This window comes from Paenibacillus phytohabitans (genome assembly GCF_013141775.1).
Taxonomy (GTDB): domain Bacteria; phylum Bacillota; class Bacilli; order Paenibacillales; family Paenibacillaceae; genus Paenibacillus_AQ; species Paenibacillus_AQ phytohabitans.
This window is the reverse complement of the sequence record NZ_WHOB01000043.1, coordinates 99,741-118,598: the sequence shown is the minus strand read 5'-3', so window position 1 is coordinate 118,598 and position 18,858 is coordinate 99,741. Positions and strand designations below refer to the sequence as shown.

The window sequence follows — 18,858 nt, the reverse complement described above, 5'->3', positions numbered from 1 at the left end:
AGATATCAATGCTTATGAACGTTCTTGGCCCGTTCACTGATCTTAGCCATTGTTTGATTGAACCGTTCCACCTCATCAGCATCCAGATCCTGCATAACCTGACTAACCCACTGATCATTTATTTGCTGCATGAATTGATACAGTTCTTTGCCGGACGCTGTCAGGTACAGTTCTTTCGCTCTTTTATCAGCCCGGGACTGCACGGCAGTAATGTATCCCTTACTCTCCATATTCTTCACCGACCGTGCAACAGCAGCCTTGTCTATGGCCAGGGAATGGGCTATTTCCTCTTGTGAAGTCCCTTCCCTGCCGCCAATGTTGACTAAGAATATACTGTCTGAATAGGAAAGATCCTTGTGCATGAGGGTCTTGGAGATATAACTTAAGAATGTACGGTTAAGAATTCCAAAGGATCTTATGATTCGGGTGTTGTCCATGTCCATATGTTTTATTCTCCTAAAAAGAAATCTTCAATAATTGCAGCAAATTGATCCGGATGCTCCAGGTTAATAACATGCGAAGAATCGACCCGCTGGAACTCACCATCAGGAATTATGGAAGCCGCCCGCTCCGCCTGCCCCTGGGTCATTGCACCATCCAGTATGCCTTCTGCAGTAATGGTGTAATTGGCCTGCAAAAGCAATGCCGGACACTTTATTTTTGCCAGAGCCTCCGCATGATCAAAGCCCTCATTCCAGGTTCCTTCATAAAAAGCATTGCCGAAAAGCGGATCATAGTAATTAAGTCCTCTGATTAATTCCCGTACAACCGGCGGCAGATAGACAATTCCAACCGGATCTCCAGGGTTGGCTTTTCTGTAGGTATTTACCGCAAATTCAATTAAAGGTTCAGCAAATGGCCCCACATTATTTTTGAAAAAGGTTTTGCTGCCGTTCAGCCAATACATAAGAAAATCGTTATTATACCCATTCTGTATCGCATTATAGCTGGTTGTAAATGACTTGTATGCAATCGTCTGTTTGATTGCAGGATACTCCGCAGAGAACAGCGGCGGATCTTCAAGCACAATCGCCTTTACGAGCTCAGGTTCATTCGCAGCCAGCCAGGCTGTCAATAATCCGCCCGATGAGTTGCCCGTGACATAAGCCGGCTCCTGAATGACCGTATCTATGAACGTGGCCAGATCACTTCCTATCTGATTGGCTGTCATCGGATAATTATCTGGAACTACAGTTTTCCCGTGACCCGGATAGTCAACGGCAAATACATGGAATTTCTTGGACAGCTCCGGCAGCGCTTCACTGTAAGTATACCAGTCCAGCAGCTGGGCATGTAGGAGAAGCAATGGCGGACCATTGTCCGGTCCCTCGGCATAATTAAACTTCACTTTTCCCGCCTGAGAGGTTTTCTCTGTAATACCTGCTTCTGCAAGCTTCTTATCCCAGGGATTCTTATAATTGTTCATGTAGATAATACCAATGACACCGGCAATAATGATAGCAAGAATAATAATGGCCAGTATGAACAGGATGATCTTGGGCATGGAGTCTAACCTTTTAACAATTTGCATATTTCCTCCTTGATATATATTAGTTGACTAAGTCAATTATATTATTAAATTCTTTCTAGTTCAACTCCTGAAATAGCGAGGTCAAAGGCTTTATCCTATGCGTGTTCTGCCGCCTATTGATATTATTTCATGCTGTACAGCAAAAAGAGACCAGTTGCGCTAACCTCCGTTAGCTGCGATTGGCCTCTTCAGCGCTATCCACATTAAATAATCAATTAATCTGTCAGCCGGGACAGGAGTAGCAGTACAAATTTCACAAACACCCTAAGACAAGCGGAGGATAACCTGCTCCCGGTTCGGGCCGACAGATACCGTCGTAATCCCCACTCCCAGTTCTGATTCTATATAATCGATATAATCTCTTGCGGCTTCCGGTAAGTCTTCCAGCTTTGTAATCTGCGATATATCGCATTTCCAGCCCGGAAGCTGCTTATATACGGGTTTGGCCAGGCTTAACTTATCCTGGTAAGGGAATTCGTCTACGACTTCCCCCCCGATCTCGTATCCCACACATACCGGAATCTCATCTAAATAACCCAGGACATCCAGGTTTGTAAGAGCTACGCTGGTTGCTCCCTGGATTCTGCAGCCATATCGCGTCGCGACCGCATCAAACCACCCTACTCTCCTAGGCCGTCCTGTTACCGCTCCGTACTCACCGGCATCTCCACCCCGGCTTCGAAGCTCATCGCCTTCCATATCTTCCAGTTCCACAACAAATGGCCCTGCGCCGACGCAACTGGAATAAGCCTTTGTTACCGCTACGATCTTCTCAATCGAATACGGCGGAAGCCCGGCCCCTACCGAAGCATATCCGGCAAGTGTAGAGGAGGAGGTCGTGAAAGGATATATCCCATGGTCAGGATCTCTAAGCGCCCCAAGCTGACCTTCCAGCAGAATCCCATCTCCATTTCGATAGGCTTTATGTAATAACGATGTCGTATCACACAGGTAAGGAGCAATAGCGTCTGCCTGCTCACTTAACTTGGATAACCACTCATCTACCTTAATGGAAGACTGACCATAAAGATGCTGGAGCAATATGTTTTTACTCTCCAACAGATTTTCCAGCCGTTCACGAAGATATGCCTTGTTGAATAAGCCGGAGATTTGAATGCCAAGCTTGGCATATTTATCGGAATAGAACGGGGCAATTCCGCGTTTCGTCGAACCGAAGCTGCGTCCTCCTAACCGGTTCTCTTCGAGCTCGTCCAGCAACCTGTGCACTGGCAGTACAATTTGGGCTCTCTCCGATATTCGTAATTGAGGGGCCGGGACTCCTCTAACGGTTAATGATTCCAGTTCATGCAGCAGCACTTCGATATCCACAGCCACTCCGGGGCCGATAACGTTCACCACGTTGGAATAGAAAACCCCGGAAGGAAGCATCCGCAGCGCGAATTTGCCGAAAGGATTAATTATCGTATGTCCTGCATTGCTTCCGCCTTGATATCTCACCACATAAGAAGAAGCACCTGCCATCATGTCTGTCACCTTCCCCTTGCCCTCATCTCCCCAATTTGCACCCACGATTGCTGTTACTGTCATATTCATGGCCTCCAATCCTAATTTGCTTACAAAACTAATGATAATCTAAGCAAAGTATATTAGAATAATGCATATTAGTAATACTAGGTATAAAGAGAGGTAATATGAATGCCTATCAATTTGGAATGGTATCGGGTCTTTTATTGGATTGCCAGAACTGGCAGCTTATCGCGGGCAGCAGAGCATCTTCATATCACTCAACCGGCTGTCAGCCATACCATTAAACAGCTGGAGAACTCCCTTGGTGGACAGTTGTTCTTCCGCACTGCTAAAGGAGTCATCTTAACCAAGGAAGGCGAGGTACTGTTTCATTACCTGGAGCAGGCTTTCAATTTCGTAGATATCGGAGAAAAGGCCCTTGCAGAGATGAATAACTTGAACAGCGGAGAAATCGCAATCGGGGCAAGTGACACGTTGTGCAAATATTTCCTGTTACCGTATCTGGAGCAGTTTCATGCCCTGCACCCCCGGATCAGAATCCGGGTCACGAACCGGACGACACCAGAGACAATAACGCTGCTTAAGGAAGGAAAAATCGACTTCGGTATAGTCAGTCTGCCTGCCTCTGACAAACAGGTCGAATTCTACGAGAGCCAACCGATCCAGGACAGTCTTGTCGGGGGAAAGGACTTTCAGAATTTGGCGGCAGAAGGCCCGCTTGCCATCGAAGCCCTCCATCACTATCCTCTGCTGATCCTGGAGCCGGGAAGCAGCACAAGGCGTTATTTGGATCATTATGCCGCTTCATGTGGAGTAACGCTGGAGCCCGAATTCGAGCTGGGAAGCGTGGATCTTCTCGTGCAATTCGCTAGTAGCGGATTTGGTCTTGCTTTTGTCGTGCGGAATTACATCACAGATGAACTGAGTTCGCGTAAGCTTGTTGAAATTCCCTTGAATCCTCCAATACCTGAACGGCGGATCGGGATTGCGACACTGCGGGGAGTCCCACTGTCTTCGGCGACCCGGGCTTTCTTAGAGCTATTACCTAGAATGACCTGAGTGTGGTCAAGCAAATATGTATCCCTCGAATTCTACATGTTACACTATTTCATTCCGCTTTGCTTTTCCTATCCAAATCTTCCACTCCGTGTCTCCCTTTGTTACGCAGGAATTTACATTAATTTTGCATGATTATAATTTTCATATCTTCAATTTATGCTAAAAGCTGTCGATATACATTTGACACCTATTTTTGCGCAGCATATTGAGGAGTGGGAAACATGAAGTACACAGAGAGAAACCTATCGGGGAGAATGAAGTTGACGATTCGCATGAAATTATTGGCCGGGTTTCTGGTTGTGGCTGCACTGCTTGCCTTCGTAAGCACCTATGCCTTAAATCAGATTTATGCAATGTCTGAAACTGCCGATGAAATCGATCAAGAGTGGATGCCAAGCGTCAGCTTACTTGGCATGATGAATGGTGACGTTTCAGATGTGGAGCGGCTGGCTCTTGCCGTCATCGTTGAGACGGATCCGAATGAAATTGTGAAGATGAATGAAGCTTTGGAGCAGCTCCAGGTCAAGATTGAGGAGGAGCGCAAACAGCTGATCACACTCATTGAGGGCAGTGACGAAGCGATGACCATGTATGATACCTTCAGCAACAACTATGACGGCTATCTGGAGAAAATGCCCGCTTTTATCGAATTTGGAATAGCTAACAACTTTGGAGAAGCCAGCAGGCTGCATACAGAGGCTTACCCGTTATGGTACACAGCCAATGATACACTCGCTAAGCTAATTGCCATGGGCAGTGATTTATCAGGACAGGCTACCAAAGATTCACTGTCAGAAGCAAATCGTGCATTTACCATCATTCTGGTGGTAACAATTATATCCTTCCTGATCGCCTTATTCATCGCCTTCTTCATAGCCGGGATGATCTCGAAACCCATTAAGAAAATGAACGCTTCGGCGTTGCTTATAGCGAACGGTGATTTAACCGGAGAAACGATCACACTTAAAAACAAGGATGAGCTCGGTACACTGGCCGCCTCCTTCAATATCATGACAAGTAACTTGCGTGCGATGATTCAATCCGTCTCCATGACTTCCGAGCAGGTAGCCGCTTCATCGGAAGAATTGCTGGCGAGTGCAGAGCAGAATGCGAAAGCCTCCGAGCAAATCTCCGAAACTGTCGAGCAACTGGCTGCAGGGACTTCTGATCAGGTGAAGATGGTGGATAATTCTTCACAGGCAATGAGCGAGATGGCCGATGGTTCAGAGCAGATCGCCCTCCTGGCCCAGAGCGTATCCATATTGGCAGTAGATGCGGCGAATCAATCGGCTGAAGGCAATAAGGTTATCCGGCAGGCAGTGGACCAAATGGGCTCCGTCCGTACTTCCATATCCTCACTGACCGAGCTGGTTACCGGTCTGGGGGAACGCTCTGCTGAGATTGGCAGTATTACCGGGGTAATTAATACTATCGCAAGTCAGACCAATCTGCTCGCATTGAATGCGGCTATCGAGGCTGCGCGTGCAGGGGAACACGGCCGGGGCTTCGCTGTTGTTGCCGGAGAAGTACGTAAACTAGCCGAGGAATCCTCGAAATCCGCGCAGAAAATTACCGATCTGGTCCAGCTGATTCAGAATGATACAAACCATGCAATCCTGGCTGTGAAGGTGAACAGCAATGAAACCGAAGCCGGAATTGAGATTGTTACAGCGGCTGGAGAAGCATTCGAGCATATCTACGAAGCCGTGAACAGGGTCGCTGATGACATTCAGGGAGTATCTGCCGGTTCAGAAGAAATGTCAGCCAGCGCAGATGAAGTGGTCGGATATATAAGCCAGATCTCCAGTATTGCCGGGGAAGCATCCGGCGGGGTTCATAATGTATCTGCTGCAACCGAGGAACAGCTCGCTTCCATGGAAGAGATTGCATCCTCCGCAGAATTCCTCTCCAGGATGGCAGAAGAATTGCAGGGACAGATTAATAAATTCAAAGTCTAGGTAGTCACCCTCAAATACTGCTCGTATGGTAAAGAGTCAGAATAAACAATATACTAGCTATACAGTTATTTGTTGAGGTGAATATCCAATGGATGAAATCGATGAATCAAAACAACTTGTATTACAAATCGGCAGTGCCTTGAAAAGGTACAGAAAAGAAAAAAACATGAGTCTGGAGGATTTAGCGGAATCAACGGGCGTAAGCAAACTTACTCTGGGGAATATCGAACGCGGCGAGACCAATCCGACTCTGGCGATGATATGGAAAATTTCAAAAGGCATCTCTTTACCATTGTTGGCTTTGTTCAAATCAGAGGACCCCGTCAGCTTGTACCGGGCAGGCGAAGGGCTCCGGTTTTCGAATGACAATAAGAATTGGAGCATAGAGCCCGTCTTCAAAAATGCCAGCAACGACATTGAAATGTGCCGGGCTTACTTAAAACCTAATAGTTCGTACCATCCTGAAGGTCATCATGTAAATACAACTGAAATTGCAACAGTAATGACGGGTTCTATTGAAATTCAAGTCAATGGAGAGCGTTACACCTTGAATCAATATGATACAATCAGTTTTCGTGCAGATAGTCCTCACTCTTATACCAATAATACGAATAGCGAAACAGTACTCCATATAGCCTTGAAATATGGTTTCTAAAATTCAAAGCCCCACTACAATATGCAACTCTGTATTCCATTTATATATGGGAACGCAGCGTTGCATTTTTGTTTTTAACGAATGTAATAATTTTAAATATTCAGGAATTAAATTCCTTAAAATCGTTAATTATAAAATACTTATTGTCAATTTTAATATATTATATTATACTTTCGTTGTCCGCGCGGATATTATACTATACTGTTCTGGTAGGAGAATGAAGAATGCCGAATAAAAAAAATTCACCATCATCTATTGGGCTGCTAATACTCGGCATTATCATTATTGCAGCTAATTTACGTGCTCCCTTAACTTCAGTCGGTCCTTTAGTAAGCCTTATAAGGGATGACGTTCATATTTCCAATACTTTAGCGGGCCTCTTAACAACGGTACCTCTGCTTACCTTTGCTTTATTATCGCCTCTAGTCCCAAAACTGGGACGGAAGCATGGAGTAGAACTTTTAATCTTGATTGCCCTGATCTTTCTGACTGTTGGTATTGGAGTACGTTCTTTATCTGGCGCTGTAAATCTGTATATTGGAACAGCAATTCTCGGATTCGCCATTGCAATTTGTAATGTATTATTACCGAGTCTAATCAAACGTAATTTTCCTCACAAAATCGGTTCCATGACTGGTATTTTTGCAATTTCAATGAGTTTATCCGGAGCCGTCGCATCGGGAATCAGTGTACCGCTAGCCGCGGATGCTGGTTTCAAATGGCAGGGGTCCTTGGGAATATGGGGAATCCTAAGCTTTATATCGATTCTCTGCTGGTTACCTCAAATGAGAAATCATACGAAGCAAACAACCCTGACGGGCCAACAGCAGGCTGGCAATGATGTGAATGTCTGGCGTTCACCTCTTGCGTGGCAAGTGACGCTGTTTATGGGTACGCAGTCCATGATTTTCTATGTACTGATCGCTTGGTTGCCTGAAATTCTACAACAGCAAGGCATTGACTTAAACCAATCAGGATGGTATCTCTCAATTATGCAATTAGCGCTGCTTCCCTTTACCTTTATTGTCCCTGTTATAGCCGGGCGTATGTCAAACCAGCGTTCCCTGGTGGTCATCACAACCATTTTACTTTTGACAGGAACGCTAGGAATGCTTTATGGAAGCTCCAATATCATTTTGTTGTGGATCATAATACTCGGAATTGGCGGAGGCTTTGCCTTTAGCTTATCCATGATGTTTTTCGGGTTACGTACTCATAACGCGCATCAGGCAGCAGAACTGTCAGGCATGGCCCAATCCGTCGGATACCTTCTTGCCGCAATCGGCCCTGCCCTTATCGGTTATCTGCATGATGCCACAAATAGCTGGAACCTGCCGCTCTTCATTCTGCTTGGAGCTTCTGTCCTACTCTTCATAGTCGGTATAGGAGCAGCAAGTAACCGTTTTGTAGGCAGCAAGTCAAGTCAACGTGGTTAATACCCGCCACAAGGATTCACAGCTATAGTAATGTAGAACATTAGCTCAACAAAACAGCGGCAGTCAAGGATATTATTACATCCATGGCTACCGCTAAATATGTGACTTAAGATTATTGCAGTTTCATTAACGCTGATGATCAAAATACACTTACCAAATCGCAATACCAACCTTATCTTTTTCCGTAAGTGCTATCTTTATCATTTCCAAAGCATTTCCTGCTGCAAATTCAATAAAGTCTCTAAAATCGTCTATATGTAGTTGTATACCATCTAAATTATCCAGCAAAATCAGGAATTCACTTCTCAGTTTATCTAAATCTTCATCATATGCATATATATTTGTACTTCCTAGAGAATATAACATCTTACATCCCAGCTCATTTATAAAATCGTTTCCCCAGAGCTTTTCTCTGTATGACTCAAACCCGAATAAATTATTATGTGGTTCTGGTACCTGCGCTTCCAATAATTCAGTATCTACAATTATATCTCTTTTTTTAATTATGCTAACGATCAGACTCATATAGTCCACCCTTTCAGTGATTTCACTTCACAACGTTCGGATGTCACTGCTTCCTGATTTCCTGTTTCTGAAGTTAACGCGTAAAATATTTGGTAATCACTCTCAATAATAGACAAGTGGGTGGATGAAATTTATAAAAAAACCTTCATCTTGATTGTATTCATCATTATATTTCAAGGGTGTTCACCTAAGGATAACACTACCGAATATCCCGTACTTCCCTACCCACCAGTTATTGTATGGAATAACAAAGCCTACGTAGTTACTGATGACACAATCGAAGCAGAGCGGATAGGCAAAGAAATCGGAACTGTAAAAAGGTACATCGACCCGGACAAATCCTTGCCGGAGCAGGATGGCGATTCAACCATTGCCCCGAAGGGGAGTCCATTTTATGAAGTTGATGGCCAGGACGAGGCTTCCGTTATCGCTGTCCTGATTGAAGGAGAGTATAGAAAAGCTTTCAGATAACTGCACGGTAATAATCACTGCTGGGAAGCCGCGGCATGGTCAGCCTTCACACAATCAATGGCAACCACAATCGCGATGATGATGGCCTCCATCTCTTCCTTTAATACTTGAACACTGTAGCTATCGCCCCAGGTGAACCACTTCTTGTTGACTTCACCTATGACAGCTCCGCGCTGGATGACCTGAAAATCCATGTCCCACCAGTTCCCACGCACCTCAATGTCTGCCGAATCAATCGTATATCGTGCTTTCAAGAAAGAAAATTCCTTCTTAATCGTGAGCACCTCCCGGCCGTCCACCTCCACAAAAAACTTCGGTAAAAAGCTGAATACCTTCTTGGTAATCAGTGCGACTTCCTCATCAGCTGTATTCATAATGGAGAATGTCTTTGGAATCCGCATAAAACTGCCCTCTACATAATAGACATCCTGCTCCTGCTGATTCTTCACCGTAAACTTCTCGCTTAGACTGAACACCTTCTGCTTAATAAAAAGCTCCGTCATCCCCGTCTCCTCCTATGTCATAGAATCTGATTGCTTTCTGAATACTATAAGTATGAGGCAACTATTTAACATTAACCAGCAATGTAGTCATTGACATACGCCCATGTATACAAAAAAAGCCTGAACCCTATGAACAGGCTCAGGCATTCAGGCATTTCAGTCACCGGCCGGGCTTGATGCCTACTTGAAGGTCTCCCTCCAATTCTCTGCATTCGTCGCGAGATACAACTCCTTCAATTTACCGTATTTCTTATACGGACAGCAAAATTCCTTACGCAGTACAAGCAGGCAGGCGTTACAGGAAATACAATCCGCCCTGGTGAGTCCTTCCCCGTGCAGCCAGCGGTTAGGCAAATCCGGCTCGGAAATAAGCGGACGGCACAGCGACAGGAAATCGGCGTTTCCGTTCTGCGCGATCTCTTCCATCCGCTCGATATTACGGTGTCCGCCTACCAGGATAAGCGGAATGGAGAGACGGATATCCTTGATATAATCATAATAATACGACTGCTTGGCAAGCGCGCCAATCTTCGTTCTTGCTTCGGGAATCGGGACCGGTGTAAAGCCTAATTCGTCCTCAGTCCGGACGAGACAATCCCACATGCCCCCGCTTACCTCGATGGCGTCGACGCCGGTCGTTGCGATTTCGTCCAGCAGCTCCGGGAAGTTGTCCTTGTTAATGCCGCCTTCTACGTGATCGTCGCAGTTCAGCTTGATGAGGATTGGAAAGTCTCCAACTTCCTCTCTCGCCAGCGCAACGATGTCCCGGATAATGTTCGCCCGCTTCTGCACCGAACCGCCGTATCTGTCAGTACGCCTATTCGTATAAGGGGACAGGAAGGAGCTGAGCAAATAGCCGTGCGCCGCATGAAACTGCACACCGTCGAACCCGGCTTTTTGAACCCGGATAATCGCATTGGCGAAATATTGGATGATTTGCCCGATTTCATCCGGCTGCAGCTCCCGGGCTTTTTTGATCAGAATCGGAGACTCCACAGCCGAGGGCGCGATGCAGTCCGCCGTTACATAGTGATGCACCTGCCGGCCGGGATGGTTTAACTGCGCGATGACGATGCATTCCGGATCGGTCTCATGAACGGTGTGCGCGATTTTGGCTACCTCGGGAATGAAATCGTCATCGTAGATGCAATATTGGCCCTCCGTTCTTTTGGCCGTCGGCGTTGCCGCCATGGCGCCGGTAACGATGGTTCCGACTCCGCCCAGCGCCAGATCCTTGTACACCTGCAGAACCGATTGCGAGATTTTCCCGTCCGTCGACATTTGGCTCTCACCTGTAGCAGAGCGCACCAGCCGGTTTTTCATGACGAGATTGCCGATTCTTCCTTCGGAATATACCTTATAATGCTGCCTGCTCATGAGTAAGTCCCCCATTCTAATGATTCGCCCTCTGTATTTGATTCTCTTCAATTAACGCAGCGATCGCCTCGGCCGGCGGACCTTCCATACGGTACAGCATTCTGCAAAAGGTTCGTACCGCTTCCATCGCGCGCAGATCGGACAACATCCGGTAATGGCTGTCCGACCCGGCCGTCATAACCGACATGCGGGGCAGCCATTCTTCCCACGCCTTCCAGTAAGGGATAGCGTCAGCCGGTCCTGTCCCGTTGTCATCCAGGCAAAAATAAGGCTCCAGCTCTCCATAGAACGACCCGCCCCGGCAGCGGAAATAATAACAGGACGGTTCCTCCGGTGCATCCAGTGACTCAATAACGTACCGGTCAAGCCCGTAAGCCTCCTGAACCCGGATGCTTTGCGCCAGCCGCTCGCGCCACGCTGTCTCGGACCCGTTCAACCCCCGTGCACTGGCCATCCCGAGCAACTGCTCCAGGAACAACTCCGGATCTTCGTGCAAATAAGCACGGGCCTCGTCCTGATGGATAAGACGGCCCGCCCATGATTTGGGCTCCGGCGATAATGCGGATAAGAGTGCCGAGTTCACCGCCTGCAGCGCAATCGTTTTTCTATAGAATGTCTCGTCTTGAAGCGCTTCCCGGTAGGGGGTGTGCAAATAAGAATCGAGCATGACGATTGTCTGAACGCCCTCTCCAAGCTCTTGAAGCTGCCGGGCAACTTCGTAAGCGATACGCCCGCCAAGCGAAAAACCTCCGAGGTCATACGGACCGTGCGGCTGAACAGACATGATGATATGGACATAGTACGCCGCCATCGCTTGAATGCCGTGCAGCGGCTTGCGGCTGGACATCCAGCCCCGGGCCTGGATGCCGTACATCGGACGCTCGGCTTCTTGAGCGATCGGCTTGTAGCCGCTGACGATGGCGCTTCCTCCGTGAATCCAAAACACAGGACGGCCGGAAGTGCGGTGATTGAGCGCAATCAGCTCGGGAAACAAAGGCCTTGAGCTGGCGGCTTGGCCGGCGGGTTCAGAGCGCTCAGGCAGCTTAATTGGGGCGGCCTGAGCAGTTACATGCACTTCTTCTACAGGCTCATATATGGGCAACGTGACAGTAGGGAACTGTTCCGCAGGGACCGCTGCCGCCTCTGCGTTCACGGCGGAAGCCAGCCATACCGAAAGCTCCCGCAGGCTCGCGTTCGCATGGATATCCTCCAGGGTAACCGGGACGCCGAAGCGGTTATGAAGGTCCCGGACCCATTCGACCCCCGATATGGAGTCCAGCCCAAATTGGGTGAACGGCTCCTCCGCGTCCACATCCCCCGGCAACATGTCGAGAACGCCGGCCAAGCTTACCGCCAGCTCTTCCCTCAGCTTCTCCGCAGTTGCGGTTCCCGCTGCAGCGCGGGAATGGCCTTCATCTGCAATGCCCGGCAGCAAGGCTTCGGATAAAGGGCGAAGCGTAATGCCGCCCGGCTTCGCGGATGCCAGGGGAGACACTGCGGGCTCCGCTTCCGGTGATAACCGCTGCACCTGGTGACCAGCCACAGCGTTGTCAGAGTAAGAGCGGGCAGCGGATAGCTCCCCGTTCAGCTCTTCAAGCACATTGCCGTGAAATTGCCGCAGCAAATCAAGCGCCTCGGCCTTAGCCAGACGATGCTGTTTCATCTCATTCAACACATATTGCAGGAATTCAGCCATAGGTCCTCCTTTGACGGATCACGTCTCTTATATTCGATTGGATCTCATCGGCCGCACGGTCGATGCTGATGGAATCGTCCATGATCCGATCCAGCAGCTTGCCATAGAAGCTGCTGTCAAATACATCGCTGCTCAAGCCGCTTGCAGCTGTTGACGCCAGCATGCCGGGGGTCCCGGTTCCTGCCGTCATGAGCCCCGCGGTTGCCGGTTCTTCCTTATGCGGGACCGGGATCGCAAGCGGCCCCGCCGGCGGCTTTTCTGCCAGTGGCTGACCTTGGCTGCTTCCCCCTCCGCCCTCCGTAAACCAATACCGTTCTCTGGCGAACGGATAGGTCGGCAGGCTGATGCGCTGCGGATGCGGGCCGTCGTAGAGCTGTGACCAATCGAGCTGCAGGCCTCTCGTCCACAAGCTCAGCAGCTTGTCGAACTTGCGCTGCCGCATCCACTTGCTCAGGACCTCCTGCATTTCATCGTCGGAGCTGAGTGCGGCGATTGTGTCTTTGTTCTCCTTAACCCGTCCCCGGTATAGACCCGGCACCTCAGAAACACCGTCGCCGAGAAGCTGCAGCACTGCGCCTAACTCTTCAAGTGTTCCGGCAACGCAGGCAGCTCTTTCTTCCATCGCTTCCCGCCCTGTCTGGAGCGTATAAGCGATCCGGCTCAAGTCCGATTCGTCATACCGTCCTTCCTGAATGGCAGACGCAAGCTGCTGCGCGATCAGCTTAAGCTGATCCCCGCTTCTGGCGGACAGCACAATGAGGGACGGTCTGGATGCATCCGTCTCCTGCTGCGGCACGGCGTACGGATTCGGCATATATTCCTCCACGACAAGATGCGCGTTGGCGCCTCCCGCCCCAAACGAAGAGATGCCGGCCCGGCGCGGATATTCCCGCCGGGTGCCGTCAATGGTAAGGACAGGCCGGTTCCAATCGGCAAGCTCCTGCTGGACAATGAACGGCGTGTTACCGAACTCGATGCCCGGATTCAGCGTTGTCGCGTGCAGAGAAGGGACGAGCTGCCGGTGGCGGAGCATTAGCAGCACTTTGGTCAGTCCGGCGATGCCGGCTGCGCTCTCAGAGTGCCCGATGTTGGACTTCACCGATCCTAGGGAGCAGAATTGCTTATCTTGCGTATCCCGTTCAAACGCCCGGGTCAATCCGGTGATCTCAATCGGATCGCCAAGCGCGGTTCCAGTTCCGTGAGCCTCTATGCAGCTAATCGTTCTGGCATGGACATTGGCCCGTTTGAGCGCATCTGTAACGACCTCATACTGGGCCAGCGGGTTCGGGACCGTATAACCGTTCGTCCGGCCTCCGGCATTGAGCATGCTTCCTTTAATAACGCCATAGATGTGGTCGCCGTCCCGCACCGCTTTGTCCAGCGTCTTCAGCACAATGGCGCCTACGCCTTCCCCATCAACGAAGCCGTCCGCTCCGGCACCGAACGACCTGCATTGATCCCCGGAGGACAGCATATTCATGGCCGACAGCCTTAAATAATGGTTCGAAGACTGAATCAAATTGACACCGCCAGCGATTGCACATTCGCTTGTGCCGTTGTTCAGGCTGTCAATGGCCAGATGAATCGCCGTTAACGAGGAGGAACAGGCCGTATCGACCGCCATGCTCGGGCCACGGAAATTGAACAAATAGGAGATGCGGTTCGCGATGGACCAATAACTGGCACCCGTCGGATAATTCCCGTTCATCGCCCCGACATATACGCCTACCTTGCCGCTGGCGCATAGCGTAGCAGGCGTATAGCCCGCATCTTCTATGCTTGAATAAGCGGTTTCGAGGAATAGCCGTTCTTGAGGGTCCATCTGCTTCGCTTCTTTCGGCGAGATGCCGAAGAACAGCGGATCGAACCGGTCGTATCCTTCAATGAATCCGCCCCATTTGCTGTACATCGTCCCTCTTTTGCCGCGCTGCGCTTCATAATAATCCGCCCAGTCCCAGCGATCCTTGGAAATTTCGGTAATGCCGTGTCTTCCCGCCTTCAGCTGCGCCCAGAATTCCCGGATGTTTCCGGCACCCGGATAACGCCCCGACAGCCCAACGATAGCGATATCGGCTGACGCCGTTACGGCCGCGGATGTCCGGGCAGTATTCTGCGGAATCGAAGCAAACCGGCTGCCCGGCCGCGGATTTCCGGCTGCGCCTGCAAGGGCCGGCTCCGGCTGTGGCTCTTGGATACCGCTGCCATTAGGCCATGCCCCGCCGGCCCCGGATTCGTCCGGTCCGAGCAGCACCGCGAGCGTCTCCTGATGTGCCGTCAAGAAATATCCGGCAAGCTCTTCGACTGTCTGATATTCGAAGAACACCGTGCTGTTCACGCTGCCGAACTCTTCACTTAACGCATTCGTCAGCTGAACAACCAGAATGGAGTCGATACCGTAGTTTTCGAACCGCTCCCTCGGATCGAGCTGTCCGGTTGGCATCTTGAGCACTTCCGCTATGCGCCGGCGCAAATATGCAATTGTCTTCTCCCTCAGCGTGCCTGCGTAACGCTCTTCTGCCCCTGCCTTCACCGGCTGGACGGGCAGAACGCTAACCCGATCCTCCTTGTTCGCCGCCTCGCTTTTCTCTTGAACGGGCTTCACCTGCTGCCGTACCACGCCATCGCTTTCCGCCATAATAATCTGCTGGCCCCATGAGTGTACAGTCTCAGCAGGGAAGTGAACCGAACGGAATCCTTCGTCTTCAAGCACGTTCAGCCACGTCCCCGGCGATAAACCGGGTGAGCCCGGCATACGAAGCCGGGCGTCTTCATACCGCCACCACCCATCGAGCAGCCCGAAGGTCAGATGCGTAAACATGGATTGTCCGTGCAGCTCGTTCAGCAGCAGCAGGCCGTTCTTTTTGAGTACGGCTTTGGCGTTGCGCAGCGTGTCGCGAATGTTCTTCGTCGCGTGAAGTACGTTAGCCGCAATGGTGATATCGTATTCGGCCGGAAGAATCTGCTGGCCGGATAGCGGTGACTCGACATTGAATAGCTGATAAGTCAGGAATGAATGGTCCGGTCCATATGTCTCCTTCGCATGGATCAGGAAGGCTTGCGAGATATCGGTATAGCGATATTCCTGAATGTTGTCCGCATATGCCTTCAGCTTGCGCAGGACGCCGGCACTCGTGCCGCCGGTTCCCGCCCCGATCTCCAGAATGCGAATGCGGGCGGACGGATCTAGCTGAATCCGCTGCTTCACATAAGCGGCAACGATATCGCCGAGCACTTCATTGAAAGCGTCCGCCACCGGATTATGCTTATAGACGCCTTCTACGAGCTCCATGGATGAATTCGGAAACATAATATCCGTTGCCGGAAGCTTGCCCGATAAAATATCCGGAAGTGCACGCAGCGCCGTCTCCGCGAGCGCAATCTGTGCCGCCATTCCGCCGAAGGCGAGCCATTCCTTCTTTTTGCGGTCCCAGTCGGACCACAGCGCCTCCATCCTGGCATTGGCTGGATACAGCCCCTTGCCGGCGCTGTCTTGCTGCACACCCTTTCGCTCTCTAAGCAGCGCAATACTCGCATCAAGCCATCTTGAATACCGGCCATGTACGCCGTTTCCCTGCACGTAACCGGTATTATCCGCTGCCCGCCTGAACATGCCGGACGCAAGCAGCTGCCCTTCGAGCATCCGGCAGAGCTGCGACTCCATGTCCTGAAGCGCCGCATATCCTTCTCCGGTAAGTCCTGCCGTCGCAGCCTCCGGGTCAGGGAGGACGCGGGCAAGCTGCTCCGCCGATTGAACGCTATTGTCCGGATGCAGGAATAGCTGTTCGTCCTGCGAAATGCCCTCGATCGTAAGGCCCCCAGTGGTCTTGAGCAGAGCCAGCTGATTCAGCGGGCCGGACAGAAGTCCGCCGAGCGCCTCCATCGCCTCCTCCGGCTCAATGGAGCCTATCCCCATCTGTGCCATGCGTTCCTGATAAGCATCGGAAGCAACGACACCAACACCACCCCAGTAACCCCAGTTCATCGTTTTGACCGGGTAAGGCGAGCGGGCGGCAAGCTGATGCGCATAAGCATCCATGAATGTGCATCCGGCGGCGTAATTGCTTTGACCCGCCGATTTCATGAAGGCATTCATGGACGAGAAGAACAGAACGAAATCGGGCGTTTCCCCGGCGAGCAGCTCCGCCATATTGACGCTTGTATCGACCTTGGCCGCAAGCGCGGACCGAAAACGGGCTTCGTCCATGTTCGCAAGACTTTGGTCCGCCAGCACGATGGCGGAGTGAACAACCCCGTCAATGCGGCTGAACCGTTTCTTCGCCGCGTCGTAGGCAAGCTGCAGGGAGCTGCGGTCGGATGCGTCCCCGGAAATATAGACTGGTGCTTCACCGAAGGCACCCAGCCGGTCAAGCTTCGCCTGGATCAATTCATCCTTTTCGCGCCGTCCGATCCAGACGATACGCGCCTGCCAGGTGCGGATCATATATTCGCTCCACACCTCGCCGATGCCGCCGGCTCCGCCGATCACCACGTAGACGCCGCCTTTTCTGTACAAAATCCGTTCCGGGGTATTATTGTTACTCCGGTTGACCGGAATGAGCTTCTGGCGGAACCACTCTCCGCTTCGGTAAGCCCAGGCGTTGCCCTGCCGGTCTGCGGGCAGCGACAATAGCTCCTGAAGCGGCCACTGGCCGCCGGACTCCAGATCGATTAGCCGTACGCTCCAGTTCGGATATTCTTTGGCGAGCGAACCGATCAGCCCGTGCACGCCGGCGTGTGCCGCATCGGCCTCTTCCCTCCGGCCTACGCTCTGCGTCTGTCCGGTAATGACCGTCCAGCCGGTCTTGCTGCCTCCTCCGCCTGCAAGCAGTACGGCCTTGATCAGCTTGAACAGCTGGAAGACGCCCGCTTGCTGCGCGCGGGTCAGCGAAACACCGGGCAGCGAGCCTTCGGCAGCATCCGGCGCAATCCAAACGATATGCTCCGGCATCCCTGCGTCCGCAAGCCGCCGGGCGATCTCTTCGATCGTATCCTCCGGCTGGAACCTAAGTGATTGCGCGTGTGGAAGCAGCTGTTCCAAAGCCGAACTGTTCTTAGGACCGGCATCGCCGACAATCGTTATGCGGCTGTCAAGCTTCGGCCACTCCTGAACCCGTTCGACAGGCACGGTGTCCCATACTGGGTGTAACGTTATAAGAGCAGACGAAGTCTGTCTATCCGCTGCCGCCGTTGCCATAATACTCGGCTCCGTTCGTACAGCGGTTACGGCATCGCCATCCATCCCCCTTACCGAATAGCCCTTCAGACTTGCAATAACACCGCCCTGCTCATTGCACAGGTCAATGTCCATCTTCCGTACTTTGCCGCTGGCCGTGTCGCCCTCGCTCCAACGGACATAAGCCCATACGACGGAGGAGTAACGGCCGTAAACGGTCAACTCCTCAAGTGTAAACGGAAGCATCGGCTTCAAGCCGGCGTCCTCCTGCCCGACGCCGTCCATCAGACCGATCGCAGCTTGGAACGCCGCGTCCGTCAAGCTCGGATGCAGAATGAACCGGTCCGCCGAAGGGATGGCCGATGCAGGAAGAACCAGCTTCGCAAGCGCGCGCCCGTCACCCGCATACACGCAATCAACAGCCCTGTGGGCTGCGCCGTACTCAATCCCCATCCTTTGGAACGCCGAATAACAATCATCGGCCGTCAGGACGCGAATGCCGCACTTTGCGCGCAGGGACGCCAATTCCAGTGCAGGAGCAATTTCACTGCCGCTCCATTCCGCACGTCCTTGGCTGTAGAGGTTATCCCCGCTTGCTCCTGCATTGCCGCCGTAGATCTCGAATGCGATGTCCCCGCTCTCCTGCGGGCGCAGCCCGATATGAACGTTCGACGTCCCTTCGCTGATTGTGCATGGTCTCACCCAGACAACCTCCTTCAGCCGAAGGCCGACCGGAATGCCTTCACTCCTGCCGCTGGCTTGGGCCGCAGCATAAATGGCCATCTCCAGCTGCGCCGCGCCGGGCAGCACCTTCTGCCCCCTGACGACATGATCGGCAAAGAAAAACTCGGTTCCCGTAAAGGCCGAGCTGTAACGCTGCTCCGAGAAGTCGGATGTATTGGCGTACAGCAGCGGATGCAGCAGCTCACCGGCCGGAGCAGCGGACCCGCTCCCCTCGCCTGCGGAGCCGGTATGACCGTCTCCCG

At 51.4% G+C, this 18,858-nt stretch carries 13 protein-coding genes (1 of these 13 cut by a window edge); 5 read left to right on the top strand and 8 right to left on the bottom strand.

Annotation, left to right across the window (positions count from 1 at the left end; translation table 11 throughout):
* Positions 1-5: 5 nt before the first annotated feature.
* From GC101_RS16050 to GC101_RS16040, 3 genes are all read right to left on the bottom strand, one after another.
* Entirely contained in the window at positions 6-443 is a 438-nt protein-coding gene (locus GC101_RS16050; RefSeq protein WP_171718041.1) for a MarR family winged helix-turn-helix transcriptional regulator, read from the bottom strand.
* A 5-nt stretch (positions 444-448) separates the two neighbouring features.
* A complete protein-coding gene (locus GC101_RS16045) occupies positions 449-1,531 on the bottom strand; it encodes an alpha/beta fold hydrolase (protein ID WP_216626627.1) in 1,083 nt (360 codons plus the stop codon).
* 264 nt (positions 1,532-1,795) lie between these two features.
* Entirely contained in the window at positions 1,796-3,079 is a 1,284-nt protein-coding gene (locus tag GC101_RS16040) for an adenylosuccinate synthase (RefSeq protein ID WP_171718040.1), read from the bottom strand.
* 108 nt (positions 3,080-3,187) lie between these two features.
* Here GC101_RS16040 and GC101_RS16035 point away from each other — a divergent pair, with 108 nt between their 5' ends.
* The 4 genes from GC101_RS16035 to GC101_RS16020 all read left to right on the top strand — a co-directional run bounded on the left by GC101_RS16035 (position 3,188) and on the right by GC101_RS16020 (position 8,127).
* Complete coding sequence (locus tag GC101_RS16035) at positions 3,188-4,078, top strand: LysR family transcriptional regulator (RefSeq protein WP_171718039.1); 891 nt, start codon at positions 3,188-3,190, stop codon at positions 4,076-4,078.
* A 254-nt stretch (positions 4,079-4,332) separates the two neighbouring features.
* Complete coding sequence (locus tag GC101_RS16030) at positions 4,333-6,036, top strand: methyl-accepting chemotaxis protein (protein ID WP_171718086.1); 1,704 nt, start codon at positions 4,333-4,335, stop codon at positions 6,034-6,036.
* 88 nt (positions 6,037-6,124) lie between these two features.
* The gene (locus tag GC101_RS16025) at positions 6,125-6,691 is read left to right on the top strand and encodes a helix-turn-helix domain-containing protein (RefSeq protein ID WP_171718038.1); all 567 of its coding nucleotides are present in this window, start codon (positions 6,125-6,127) and stop codon (positions 6,689-6,691) included.
* 224 nt (positions 6,692-6,915) lie between these two features.
* On the top strand, positions 6,916-8,127 hold the full coding sequence (locus GC101_RS16020; RefSeq protein ID WP_171718037.1) for a CynX/NimT family MFS transporter: 1,212 nt from the start codon (positions 6,916-6,918) through the stop codon (positions 8,125-8,127).
* 150 nt (positions 8,128-8,277) lie between these two features.
* Here GC101_RS16020 and GC101_RS16015 read toward each other — a convergent pair whose 3' ends face one another.
* A complete protein-coding gene (locus tag GC101_RS16015) occupies positions 8,278-8,652 on the bottom strand; it encodes a hypothetical protein (protein WP_039306234.1) in 375 nt (124 codons plus the stop codon).
* A gap of 120 nt (positions 8,653-8,772) precedes the next feature.
* Between GC101_RS16015 and GC101_RS16010 the strand changes: the two genes are divergently transcribed.
* The gene (locus GC101_RS16010; RefSeq protein WP_171718036.1) at positions 8,773-9,123 is read left to right on the top strand and encodes a hypothetical protein; all 351 of its coding nucleotides are present in this window, start codon (positions 8,773-8,775) and stop codon (positions 9,121-9,123) included.
* Positions 9,124-9,137: 14 nt separating this feature from the next.
* Here GC101_RS16010 and GC101_RS16005 read toward each other — a convergent pair whose 3' ends face one another.
* The 4 genes from GC101_RS16005 to GC101_RS35775 form a co-directional block, all read right to left on the bottom strand.
* Complete coding sequence (locus GC101_RS16005; RefSeq protein WP_171718035.1) at positions 9,138-9,626, bottom strand: LURP-one-related/scramblase family protein; 489 nt, start codon at positions 9,624-9,626, stop codon at positions 9,138-9,140.
* A 180-nt stretch (positions 9,627-9,806) separates the two neighbouring features.
* Entirely contained in the window at positions 9,807-11,003 is a 1,197-nt protein-coding gene (locus GC101_RS16000) for an NADH:flavin oxidoreductase (protein WP_171718034.1), read from the bottom strand.
* Positions 11,004-11,019: 16 nt separating this feature from the next.
* The gene (locus GC101_RS15995; protein ID WP_171718033.1) at positions 11,020-12,699 is read right to left on the bottom strand and encodes a thioesterase domain-containing protein; all 1,680 of its coding nucleotides are present in this window, start codon (positions 12,697-12,699) and stop codon (positions 11,020-11,022) included.
* A protein-coding gene (locus GC101_RS35775) for an SDR family NAD(P)-dependent oxidoreductase (protein WP_216626626.1) crosses the window boundary here: on the bottom strand, positions 12,692-18,858 show its 3' end. 7,165 nt of this gene lie beyond the right edge of the window; only the last 6,167 of its 13,332 coding nucleotides appear in the window; its start codon lies off the right edge, out of view — the gene reads right to left on this strand; it ends in the stop codon at positions 12,692-12,694. The genes GC101_RS15995 and GC101_RS35775 overlap by 8 nt, the downstream gene beginning before the upstream one ends.